Consider the following 10,706-nt stretch of genomic DNA (forward strand, 5'->3'; position numbering starts at 1 on the left):
GATCATCCAGCAGCAGTCCACCATTCCATATGCGATCTGTCTCATGGTAATGCCCTTTGACCATTGGAAGGACACCAACCGTCTCACCCACGGTTGATCATGGTCGACAGTTTATCGCAGGGGTGTGACAGATCCGGTCACAGGGGTGATGTTTTTCACATTCCCAACAACCCCTCCCGGATTTTTTTATCCGCATTTTCTCCAACATTGTAACGATAGTACATCTGGGCGAAGGTGTTTCCCGGGATGGTGCCCTTGACCTGTCCCTGGTAGGTCAGCGTGATCCCTTTGCCGGGAACGTAGACGGATTCGGAAGTCAATCCCGGTTTCATGTCCGCATCCAGCCACGATGCGTATTTGTCGATATCCGCGCGGTTGGCATCCACCAGATCCTTGGGGTTGCCAGACTCCATGAGTTCGACGAATCCTTCGCTGATTTTCTTGGCGGTGGCTTTGCTGGTCAGGTACTGGGTGAGCATATATTTGACCTGCTCGGATTCGATGACTTGTTTGGGGTCCTGGGTGGGGTTTTCCAGGTAAAGGCCAACCGCGTAGACCTTGACGAAACCGAGTTTCTTGAGGTAGGAGACCCCGTTCAGTTTGAGGGTCTTGCCCGCGATGGTTTTCTCCGTGGGAAACTTCACCCCCAGGATTTCAACCTCGTCGGCAATCCCGATGCCTGCAACGACGCATACGAACACAACGGCCAGGGCACATGCAAACAGTCTTCTACTCATTCTTCTCTCCTTTGATGGTCAGCGCCCATTCGTTGGTGTTTCGATCGAAGGGCAGGTTTGGGGATTAATCCGCAATAGGGTTATCTGTAAAACGCAAGCCGGTCTTTTTTGGGTGTCATTCACACGACAGCGGGAATCCAGCTCCCCCATGAACCTTCCTGGATTCCGGATCTTCGCTGCGCTACGTCCGGAATGACAAACTGGGTCGCCTGGTAATAGTTGTGAACGTGAGCTTTCTGGAGAACCGTAATCCGCAATTCTCTGAATTCGGTCCTCCGTCCTCCGTCCTCGGACCTTGGTCAGTCCACCACCAGGGTTCCAATCAACTGGGTTATATTATCGAGACCTTCCTGCTGCAGCCACTTGTGTATGCCGTCGATGATCGCCATGGTGCTGCCGGGATTGACGAAATTGGCCGTTCCCACCTGCACGGCCGTGGCGCCCACCATCATGTATTCCAATGCATCCGTGGCGTTCATGATGCCGCCAACACCGACAATGGGAATTTTCACCACCTGGGCCACCTGCCAGACCATGCGCAGGGCAACCGGCTTGATGGCCGGCCCGGAGAGACCGCCGGTAACGTTGGCCAGTTTGGGCCGGCGGGTGGACAGATCAACGGCCATGCCGGTAATGGTGTTGATCAGCGACAGCGCGTCTGCTCCGGCATCTTCGACCACCCTTGCCATGAGGGCGATGTCGGTGACATTGGGTGAGAGTTTAACCATCAGATGCTTGGTGGTCTTTTCCCGTACGGCCGTGACCACCTCGGCAGCGATCTTCGGATCTGAGCCAAAGGCCACGCCGCCTTGTTTAACATTGGGGCAAGAGATGTTCACCTCCAGTCCGTTGACGGCATCGAGGGATTCGATGCGTTCGGCTAGCCGTGCATACTCCTCAACGGTCTTGCCGTATATATTGGTAATGATGGGCGGGCGAAGGGTCGCTAAAAAAGGCAGTTTGTCCTTGATGAAGCCGTCGATGCCCACGTTTTCCAGACCGATGGCATTGAGCATGCCACAATCGGTCTCGACGATTCGCGGGGGCGGGTTGCCCTTGGAGGGTTTCAGGGAGAGGCCCTTGACGATGATGCCCCCCAAGCGGTTCAGGTCAATGTAATGGTCGAACTCCCGGGCGTAGCCGAAAGTGCCCGAAGCGGTCATCACCGGGTTTAGAAGTTCCAGGCCGCCGATGTCGACGGTCAGGTCAGGTGCGGTCATGTGACGTTCTCAGCTGTTTATCGGGTTCTTGGTGCTCCCGCGAAGCCTGCCATTTTCGCACAATGGTGTTGATGCGGGCCTCCAGGTTGAGCACATAGGCCGGCTCGGGTTGCCGAAGCCCGGATTTACCATCCCACTCGACCGCTTTGACCTGCTTCATCACGGCCGGGATATGCCCGTTTTCGGCTTCCAGGAACCGCTCTACCATATTGCGAAACCGGCGGCTTTGTGCCAGGGATTCAGCCACATGTCGCCGGGCGTCGCTGCCGGTACAGGAATAGACATGGCCCAGGCACAGCGTTTCTATATCCAGGGTGCGCAACCGCTGCATGGACTGGTAGTGGACATCGTAATCCACGAGGCAGTCGGTCACGATGTAGCCGGTCTCATCCGGCGTTCCCAGTGCCTCCGAAGCGACCAGCAGTTTAAGCTGGGGGATGGTATAGGTGAGAAAATCCCATGTGTGCCCGGGAGTTTCCATGGCCCGGACCGTGAGACCCGGTGAAATTTCGAAACAATCCCCTTCTTTGGCCGTGGCATCCACGCTGAACGATTCGAAGGTCGTGTCGCCCGGATCGACGCCGAAATCGACCGCCATCCCGGCAGCAATTTGGTTGAGATTAAATATCAGCGAAATCGCATTGGGACGGTCAAAGATACGGGCGGCCTTTTCCGAACAGACCATCTGCATCTTCGGGAACTGGGCTTTTAGATAGGCTGCGGCACCGCAGTGGTCGAAATGGGAGTGGGTCAGAAAGCACCACGCCGGTTGGCGATCGCCCAGCACGCGACGGATCTGTCGGGCATACACGGGTCCAAGAAAGGACAGACCGGCATCGAACAGGGCCGGCCGGTCGCCGTCGACAAGATAGACCGGCACGGCACGATGCCCCAACATGTGAACGCCGTTGGCGAGTTCCCCGATCCGGTCAACAACCATGTTCCCTCCACTGAATATTGCGGCGAATTGATTGGCCGCAGCCGGGGTAATCTGAATCGTCGGAAAATTGCAGGTAATATAGACGAGTCGGGGTGATTGATCAAGCTGGAGTTTTGGCCGGATTTTTTACCGCTGGGTTGGCCGATCGTCCGGCAGTGCGGCTTCCACCGGTTCAGAATTTGTGCTAAGGTTCTCCAACAAAACAAACCCTGACATTTCAGGGACGGAATCTGTTTGTGATTGAGTGGAATCTGCCGATATCGGATTGAGATGAGAAACAGAATTGTCGGACCTGTTGTGAGTTGAACAAGCCAAACCCAAACGTTTGCACCGTTGCACGATGGCTATCCCATAACCCCCTTTTCCTTGCAGGATACAACATGAATTTTACCGTTCAATACTGGCACTGGCTGGTGTTTGGCATGATCCTGATCATGGCCGAAATCTTCATTCCCAGTTTCACCATCTTCTGGTTCGGGTTGGGCGGTCTGGGGGTCGCCGGGCTGTTGTTGCTTTTCTCAGACATCAGCTTCACCTGGCAACTGTTCATCTGGGCCATTGCCTCGTGTGTATTCACCCTGCTGTGGTTCAAATTCATCCGGCCGATGATGACTGATCGAACGCGCGCGGGGATTGCCCGCGAGGCGGCCATCGGTGAGACCGGACAAGTGATTCGCGCCCCTGAAAACGGCCGTCGCGGCATGGTTCGATTCACGACCCCCCTGTTGGGATCGGATGAATGGTCATTCATCTGCGACTCGTCGGTATCCTTAGGTGATCGGGTGACGGTTGCAGACATCTCGGGCAACACACTGGTAGTAAAAAAAGCGTAAACCAAACGCTCACCCATACATGTGGAGGAAAATATGGAAGGATTAATCGTTGTCATTGTTTTTGTCGTGCTGGTAATCGTTACCCTGGTTCTGGGCGTGCGGATCGTTCCCCAGGGAAGCAAGCACGTGGTTCAGCGGCTGGGCAAATATCAAAAGACCCTTGGCCCGGGCCTGAATATCATCATTCCCTACATCGACTCAGTGGCCTACAAAGTCACCTCCAAGGACATCGTGCTGGACATCCCCTCCCAGGAAGTCATCACCAGAGACAATGCCGTGATCATCGCCAACGCCGTTGCCTACATCAACATCATTTCTCCAGAAAAGGCGGTATACGGCGTGGAAAACTACCAGTTCGCCATCCAGAATCTGGTGCAGACCTCCCTGCGTGCCATCGTGGGAGAGATGGATCTTGACGATGCCCTCTCCTCCCGCGACCAGATCAAGGCCAAACTCAAGGCAGCCATTTCCGACGACATTTCGGACTGGGGCATCACCATGAAGACCGTCGAGATCCAGGACATCAATCCCTCTCAGACCATGCAGTCCGCCATGGAGGAGCAGGCTGCGGCCGAGCGTCAGCGGCGAGCGGCGGTGACACGGGCCGAGGGTGAGAAAGCCGCGGCTATTTTAGAGGCCGAAGGCCGTCTGGAGGCATCCAAGCGCGATGCCCAGGCCAAGGTCGTCCTCGCCGAAGCCAGCCAGCGGGCCATCCAGAAAGTCACCGAAGCCATCGGTGACAATGAAATCCCCGTGATGTACCTGATCGGTGAAAAATACGTGGAGTCGCTGAAAAGTCTCTCCATGTCGTCAAATGCCAAGGTGGTATTGATGCCGGCGGAAATTCCGACGGCAATAAGGGGAATCTTAGGGGGTAGGAAATAACCCGTGGAGGTAATCATGTCCGAACAACCCCAGACAATCGAAAACCTGATGAAAGTCACCCTGGCCATTCAAACCGCCGACACATCGGTTGTGGATGACAGCAGTGGCCCATTTGTATTTATATATGGTGTAGGCCCCTCTGGTATCACTCCCTTTGAAAAAGCGCTTCACGGAAAGGGGGTGGGCGACCGGATCAGATTGGACGTGACCCCCGGCACGCTTTGCGAAACCGTTGGCCATCTGGAACTTCCCTTTTGCAAGCCAAACGGCATTATGGCCCCTGTTTCGCTCGAGGTCACCGTGGTCGATGTGGTAAGGGCGCAGGATCGGGACGTCGTCAAGGCCATGGCGGCCGGTGGCAGCTGCAGCGACTGCGGCTGCGGCTGCGGCGGCCATTGACCCGCATCGTGACACCAACCGGAGGACAGCTGACCGGGTGTGGTTAAATAGGCGTTTATGAAATAAATTTGGCAACGTTAGGGAGCGGAAGCCGCTGAATACGGCGGCAACCGATAACGCCCTCCAAATTAACCGTCTCTACGCCTATGGGCTTGATTTGTTTTCAGGAACCCCTTATACCTACTGGTGTTTCTGATGCAAAAACACGATTAAAACCAAACGCACCTGTCTGCCGCCCGGAGACCTTCATGTATCGTGACAACTATATCACCGCCCTGCGAACCGAACTGCTGGAGATGGTATCCGAGCAATTGACGCCGGTGGCCATGCGCTATGGCTATAGCGAAGTACCCTTGGAAACCAACATCAAATGGCGTCCCCAGGTCCTTGTGCTGGGCAACTATTCGTCCGGGAAATCCACCCTGATCAATGAGTTTTTAGGAATAGCTGTCCAGGGCACCGGACAGGCGCCCACGGATGACTCCTTTACCGTTATCACCTATGACGATGGTGAACCGGAGGGTGCACCAGTTCGAGTAACCGATCGACGGGATGGCAAATTCCTGCTCAACGATCCCGAATATCCCTTCGAGACCATGAAGAAACACGGCCAGCGGTTCGCCTCCCATTTCAAGCTCAAGAAGGTCAATTCACCGTTTTTGAAAAACCTGGCCATTATCGACACCCCCGGCATGCTGGACAGTATCACCGAAAGGGACCGGGGATATAACTATCAGGAGGTCATTGGCGATCTGGCGCAGATTGCCGACCTGGTCTTGGTGCTGTTCGACCCCCACAAAGCCGGTACGGTGCGGGAGGCACATACCAGCCTGCGGGACACCCTGCCGGCCAAAACCTTCGAAGACCGGGTGTTGTACGTGCTCAACCGCATCGACGAATGCGCCTCCATGACCGACCTGCTGCGTGTTTATGGAACCTTGTGCTGGAATCTGTCCCAGATCACCGGTCGCAAGGACATCCCCATGATCCATCTGACCTATTCGCCGTCGGCCACTGATAAATCCGGTCGCTCCGAGGATCCTCAGTCCGCCTATCTTCACTTTCTGGAAAACCAGCGGGAAGAGTTGAAAAAAGCGGTGCTCCAGGCCCCCTGCCACCGGCTGGATAACCTGGCCTCCTTTGTGGAAACACACGGTGAAAGGCTTTGCCATTTCCTCGAGGGTATGATCAGCTATCGCAAGAAAGCGCGATTGTTCCGGGTGAAGGCGTTTTTCAGCGGATTGGCCGTTTCACTGGTCGGTGGGGTTGCCGGCGGGCTGGGCCTCATGGGCCTGCCGCCATTTGCCGGGCTCGACCCGGTGCTCCAGTTCACCGGCGCCGGTTTGCTGAGCGCCGTGATCCTCATTTTCTGGCTCGCCCTGGTGCAGAAATACCTTTACTCGCGGTTTCTGAAAAAATGGTTGCGGCAACTGGACAGTCTGACCCCACTTCCCAACCAGACCCGTCGCGACAGCTGGGCCTCCATACGCGATCTGCTCTACGTCAACCTGAAAAACAGCAACGGTCGGTTTTCACTTTCGCAGGTATTGGGTGAACATACCACGGTAAAACAGATCCACGACCGTGGATCCCGCGAAATCCGCGAGGCACTGAAAGAATTGGCCGGAATTGACATGGATGACAGCTGGGCAGGAAAAGGAGCCGGACCGGTTCCCTATTGGGCCAATGCCGAAGCGTCCCCGGTCAATCGGTAGGGTCATGAGAAAACCGGTGTTCGCCAAATTTGAACAGTTGACATCCCGATCGCCTTCAACCTGAATGAATCAACCAAGGCACCCTGATCAAGATGCCGATCCAATCTCTCGAGGGAGCCCACCATGGCTGAAACAGCCAGTCCTCCGGTCATTCCCGATTCGCGCAGAGACGATCTCCACCAACTGGAAAATATTCAGCAAAGCCAGCTGAACCTGTTCATGGCAGGGAACCAGTTCATGGTCATGGAAGACCTGGTGTCGGCGTTTAAACAACGCCATCCGAAAATCCGCCATATTTATTATCAGACACTGCCACCAGGAATTCAGCTCAAACAAATGTTGGCCGGTGGCGCTCATTTTCGCGGCGCGCGCATCGATGCAGCGGCGGACATTTATACCTCGGTGAGTGAAATTGCCATGGAACGGCTGGCCGACGCCCAAAAAATTGCACCGGGCAGCCACCGCCTCTACCTTCACAATCGCCTGACGCTGCTCGTCCCTGACGCCAACCCGGCATCGATCGCCTCGGTTTCAGACCTGGGCAGCGACCATGTTCGCATCTCCCAGCCGGATCCGGCCAACGAAGATATCGCCCACCACATCATGAACATGTACCGTGATGCGGGTGGAGACGCATTGGTGCAGCGTATCATGGAGGAAAAGCGGGCCGAAGGCACGACCATCATGACAGTGGTGCATCATCGTGAAACACCGTTGCGGTTGCGGAAAGGGACCGTTGACGTCGGTCCCGTCTGGGCCACGGAGGCCGTTTACGCCCGGTTCGGCAACCTGCCCGTTAAGGTCATCGAACCCGGGCCCGAAATGGATCAGCGGCAGCGGGTCAATTACTATGTCTGTAAATTGAAACGGTCCCCCCATCCGCAAAATGCAGAAAGGTTTTTAGCCTTCATCGCGTCGGATCATGCGCGCACCATTTATGAAAAACACGGATTCATCACCCCGGGCAGTCAAACCGGCAATCCATCATCAGGAGGTCTGAATGAAAAAATCCCGTCTGGGCCCTGAAGCCCTGCTATTTCCAACCCCATCTGTTCTTGTCGGCGCCATGGTGGATGGTCGTGCCAACTTCATGACCGCCGCCTGGTGCGGTATCGCCTCGTCAAAACCACCGGCCATTTCCGTGGCCATTCGCGGTGAACGCCACACGCTAAAAGGCATCCGCGCAACCGCTGAATTTTCCATCAATGTACCATCGGCCAGCATGGTCGAACAGGTGGATTTCTGCGGCATCTATTCAGGTCGCAAAGTCGACAAATCGTCTGTTTTCGATCTGTTCACCGGCGATCTGGAGCACGCCCCCCTGGTGGCGTCTTGCCCGGTGAACCTGGAGTGCCGGATGCGCCACACACTGGATTTAGGCGCCCACACCCTTATCGTGGGCGAGGTGATCCAGACCCATGTCAATGAAAGCTGCCTGACCGACGGCAAACCCGACGCCACCAAAGTGGACCCGCTGGTCTTCTCGATGGGGACCGGTAATTATCATCGATTGGGTGAAGTCGTGGGAATGGCGTTTTCCATCGGCAAGAAAAGAAAGGGAGGTAAAAAATGAACGACTTCCATCCGGAACAGGCCTTGTGTGAAACCCGCAGGGAGTTTGGCGAGCACGGCGGCGTAACCCCATCCATATCCCGGTCATCCACGTTCACCGTGATGGACCCGGAAACCATGCCGGAGATCTTCGGCGGCATCCGCGGCCCTGAGCAGGGGGGTTGCTTCCTCTATAGCCGGCACTTCAATCCGACGGTGGACACCCTGGCCCGCTATCTGTCAGCCATGGAGGGCACCGAATTTGCCGTATGCACCGCCAGCGGTATGTCCGCCATCTCCTGCACCCTGCTCCAGCTATGCAAAAACGGTGACCACATCGTGTCCAGCGATACGATTTATGGCGGCACCCATGCCCTGCTGGATGAACTGCTGCCGCAGTTCGGCATTACCACCACCTTTGTGAGCCCCTCAGACACAGCGGCTTTTGAAAAGGCGATCACCCCGAAAACCCGGGTGATCTATACGGAAACTGTAGGCAACCCGACATTGAAAGTTGCCGACATCCGCGCACTGTCCAAACTGAGCAAGGCCCATGGCCTCGCTCTGGTTGTCGACAACACATTCACCCCCATGATGATCTCCCCGGCCCGCCTGGGAGCGGACGTGGTGGTCTACTCCATGACCAAGTACATCAACGGCGCCAGCGACCTGGTGGCCGGCGCCATCTGCTCCACCAAGGCGCTGGTCCACCAACTCATGGACCTGCATACCGGCCGGGTCATGCTGCTGGGCCCCACCATGGATCCGCGCATGGCCTACGACATCATCCAGCGCCTGCCCCACTTGGCCCTGCGCATGCGCGAACACTCCCGCCGGGCCCTGGCCATCTGCCGCCGACTGGAGGAACTGGGTGTACCGGTCGTCTATCCGGGACTGGACTCCTTTGCCCAGAAAAAACTGGCCACCGATCTGATCAACACGGGCTATGGCTATGGCGGCATGTTCACCATTGACTGCACCACCCGCGAACGGGCCGATGACCTGTTGGACGAACTCCAGAACAAAGAAGATTTCGGCTACATCGCCGTCTCACTGGGCTATTTCGATACGCTGATGTCCTGTTCCGGTGCGAGCACCTCGTCGGAAATCAGCCGGGAAGAGCAGGAGAAAATGGGGCTTTCGCCTGGGTTGATCCGCCTTTCCATCGGCTACACGGGCAGGCTGGAAAAGCGCATCGAACAAATGGAGCGGGCGGTCAGGGCTGTTGGGCTGGTTAAGCGATAACAGAAAACGACATATCAAAAACATCCAAATCCGAATTGCAATATCCAAAGTTCAAACAGAACCCAAAACCAACCGTAGTTTGGAATTTCAAATTTGGCTATTGTGATTTGTTTGTCATTTGTTTTTTGGCTTTTGTCTTTTTTTGCTGTTTCAAGAGGCTGGTTTGGCGACAGGCGCAAAATCGACGCCCGAGGATGGACGGGAAGCGGCACTGGCACTGATTCAGCGTGAATCAACCTTGACGCTGGCCACAGCCGGTGAATCAGGGCCGTGGTCGGCGCCGGTTTACTATGTATGCCTCAAGGGCCGTTTCTACTTCTTCTCCTCACCCCAAAGCCGCCATATTCAACAGGCCGTGAAATCAGGCGAGGCGGCCGCGTCGGTGTTTCAATCGGCGGATTCATGGCAGGCCATTCGCGGCATCCAGATGACGGGGACGCTGGAGCGGGTAGATTCCATAGCATTGTCGATCAAAGTGATTGCCGCGTATCTGAAGCGTTTCTCCTTTACCAGGGAATTTTTTCCAGACGACCCGGCACCGGACCTGGCCGCCTTTTTTACACGGTTCAAGGCACGACTTTACGCCTTTACGCCAACTGCGGTGTATTACATCGACAACCGCTTCGGGTTCGGCGCCCGGCAGCGGATCGACTGGCAGTAAAAGACCACCGCCCCTCGCTAGCGCGGGAGGCGGCGGCAGTGGTGCCTGGATAAGCTGGGCGGCCTGACCAGCCTCAGGTATATGGAGGGTCACGGCCTCAAGGCAGCATTTTATTTTTTGACCTGAGAATTGTAGGCGTTCACTTTCTGATTAAACGCATCAAGCTGTTCTTCATAGCTGGCAATTTTGGCGTTCAAGGCCTCCACCTTTTCGGTGTAAGCAACCTTTTCCTCAAAAGCCGCCCCTTTGGCCGGTGCCTTGGCTTCAAGTGCAGACCGTTCGGTCTGAAGCGCCGCGAAGGTTGCTTTTAACTCCGCCTGCATCTGATCCAGTGCTTGATTGTGTTGAGACTTTCGCCATTGCCAGGTGCCTCCGGATGATTCGGTCTCTTTTTCCGATGCGGCCATGGACCGGCTCGTTTTTTCCTTGGCTGCCCCCCCGGTTCTATTTTGAACCGGTTGGCTTTCGACCGACTGGTGCGTTTTTACATACGGCCGCTGGTCCGGTGGGACACAGGCAA

General features: G+C 55.9%; 12 protein-coding genes. 8 read left to right on the plus strand and 4 right to left on the minus strand.

Annotated elements, in window-relative coordinates; all coding sequences use genetic code 11:
* Positions 1 to 155 precede the first annotated feature (155 nt).
* The 3 genes from ABYV26_RS12520 to ABYV26_RS12530 form a co-directional block, all read right to left on the minus strand.
* A complete protein-coding gene (locus tag ABYV26_RS12520) occupies positions 156 to 737 on the minus strand; it encodes a chalcone isomerase family protein (protein WP_372681469.1) in 582 nt (193 codons plus the stop codon).
* A gap of 299 nt (positions 738 to 1,036) precedes the next feature.
* Entirely contained in the window at positions 1,037 to 1,957 is a 921-nt protein-coding gene (locus ABYV26_RS12525; protein WP_372681471.1) for a dihydroorotate dehydrogenase, read from the minus strand.
* Positions 1,944 to 2,897: an MBL fold metallo-hydrolase gene (locus ABYV26_RS12530; protein ID WP_372681473.1), complete on the minus strand. Its 954-nt coding sequence runs from the start codon at positions 2,895 to 2,897 to the stop codon at positions 1,944 to 1,946. The genes ABYV26_RS12525 and ABYV26_RS12530 overlap by 14 nt, the downstream gene beginning before the upstream one ends.
* A 380-nt stretch (positions 2,898 to 3,277) precedes the next feature.
* Here ABYV26_RS12530 and ABYV26_RS12535 point away from each other — a divergent pair, with 380 nt between their 5' ends.
* The 8 genes from ABYV26_RS12535 to ABYV26_RS12570 all read left to right on the plus strand — a co-directional run bounded on the left by ABYV26_RS12535 (position 3,278) and on the right by ABYV26_RS12570 (position 10,186).
* Positions 3,278 to 3,730 (plus strand): NfeD family protein, encoded by a 453-nt coding sequence (locus ABYV26_RS12535; RefSeq protein WP_372681475.1) that lies wholly within the window; start codon positions 3,278 to 3,280, stop codon positions 3,728 to 3,730.
* A 33-nt stretch (positions 3,731 to 3,763) separates the two neighbouring features.
* Positions 3,764 to 4,615 (plus strand): SPFH domain-containing protein, encoded by an 852-nt coding sequence (locus ABYV26_RS12540; RefSeq protein WP_372681477.1) that lies wholly within the window; start codon positions 3,764 to 3,766, stop codon positions 4,613 to 4,615.
* A gap of 15 nt (positions 4,616 to 4,630) precedes the next feature.
* Complete coding sequence (locus ABYV26_RS12545; RefSeq protein WP_372681479.1) at positions 4,631 to 5,014, plus strand: hypothetical protein; 384 nt, start codon at positions 4,631 to 4,633, stop codon at positions 5,012 to 5,014.
* Positions 5,015 to 5,262: 248 nt separating this feature from the next.
* Entirely contained in the window at positions 5,263 to 6,729 is a 1,467-nt protein-coding gene (locus ABYV26_RS12550; protein ID WP_372681481.1) for a dynamin family protein, read from the plus strand.
* A gap of 123 nt (positions 6,730 to 6,852) precedes the next feature.
* Entirely contained in the window at positions 6,853 to 7,755 is a 903-nt protein-coding gene (locus ABYV26_RS12555; protein ID WP_372681483.1) for a molybdate ABC transporter substrate-binding protein, read from the plus strand.
* Positions 7,730 to 8,302: a flavin reductase family protein gene (locus tag ABYV26_RS12560; protein ID WP_372681484.1), complete on the plus strand. Its 573-nt coding sequence runs from the start codon at positions 7,730 to 7,732 to the stop codon at positions 8,300 to 8,302. The genes ABYV26_RS12555 and ABYV26_RS12560 overlap by 26 nt, the downstream gene beginning before the upstream one ends.
* Positions 8,299 to 9,525 carry an aminotransferase class I/II-fold pyridoxal phosphate-dependent enzyme gene (locus ABYV26_RS12565; RefSeq protein ID WP_372681486.1) on the plus strand — a complete coding sequence of 409 codons (1,227 nt, stop codon included), beginning with the start codon at positions 8,299 to 8,301 and terminating at the stop codon, positions 9,523 to 9,525. The genes ABYV26_RS12560 and ABYV26_RS12565 overlap by 4 nt, the downstream gene beginning before the upstream one ends.
* A gap of 163 nt (positions 9,526 to 9,688) precedes the next feature.
* Entirely contained in the window at positions 9,689 to 10,186 is a 498-nt protein-coding gene (locus ABYV26_RS12570) for a pyridoxamine 5'-phosphate oxidase family protein (RefSeq protein ID WP_372681488.1), read from the plus strand.
* Between the two features lie 110 nt (positions 10,187 to 10,296).
* On the opposite strand, the gene ABYV26_RS12575 is transcribed toward ABYV26_RS12570, so the two are convergent.
* The gene (locus ABYV26_RS12575) at positions 10,297 to 10,593 is read right to left on the minus strand and encodes a hypothetical protein (protein WP_372681490.1); all 297 of its coding nucleotides are present in this window, start codon (positions 10,591 to 10,593) and stop codon (positions 10,297 to 10,299) included.
* Positions 10,594 to 10,706 lie beyond the last annotated feature (113 nt).

Source organism: Desulfosarcina sp., from assembly GCF_041551955.1.
GTDB lineage: Bacteria > Desulfobacterota > Desulfobacteria > Desulfobacterales > Desulfosarcinaceae > Desulfosarcina.

What these genes read in the sequence shown, in the direction of transcription:
- ABYV26_RS12520 (WP_372681469.1), bottom strand. Translation starts at nt 737, where the DNA reads ATGAGTAGAAGACTGTTTGCATGTGCCCTGGCCGTTGTGTTCGTATGC.
- ABYV26_RS12525 (WP_372681471.1), bottom strand. Translation starts at nt 1,957, where the DNA reads ATGACCGCACCTGACCTGACCGTCGACATCGGCGGCCTGGAACTTCTA.
- ABYV26_RS12530 (WP_372681473.1), bottom strand. Translation starts at nt 2,897, where the DNA reads ATGGTTGTTGACCGGATCGGGGAACTCGCCAACGGCGTTCACATGTTG.
- ABYV26_RS12535 (WP_372681475.1), top strand. Translation starts at nt 3,278, where the DNA reads ATGAATTTTACCGTTCAATACTGGCACTGGCTGGTGTTTGGCATGATC.
- ABYV26_RS12540 (WP_372681477.1), top strand. Translation starts at nt 3,764, where the DNA reads ATGGAAGGATTAATCGTTGTCATTGTTTTTGTCGTGCTGGTAATCGTT.
- ABYV26_RS12545 (WP_372681479.1), top strand. Translation starts at nt 4,631, where the DNA reads ATGTCCGAACAACCCCAGACAATCGAAAACCTGATGAAAGTCACCCTG.
- ABYV26_RS12550 (WP_372681481.1), top strand. Translation starts at nt 5,263, where the DNA reads ATGTATCGTGACAACTATATCACCGCCCTGCGAACCGAACTGCTGGAG.
- ABYV26_RS12555 (WP_372681483.1), top strand. Translation starts at nt 6,853, where the DNA reads ATGGCTGAAACAGCCAGTCCTCCGGTCATTCCCGATTCGCGCAGAGAC.
- ABYV26_RS12560 (WP_372681484.1), top strand. Translation starts at nt 7,730, where the DNA reads ATGAAAAAATCCCGTCTGGGCCCTGAAGCCCTGCTATTTCCAACCCCA.
- ABYV26_RS12565 (WP_372681486.1), top strand. Translation starts at nt 8,299, where the DNA reads ATGAACGACTTCCATCCGGAACAGGCCTTGTGTGAAACCCGCAGGGAG.
- ABYV26_RS12575 (WP_372681490.1), bottom strand. Translation starts at nt 10,593, where the DNA reads ATGGCCGCATCGGAAAAAGAGACCGAATCATCCGGAGGCACCTGGCAA.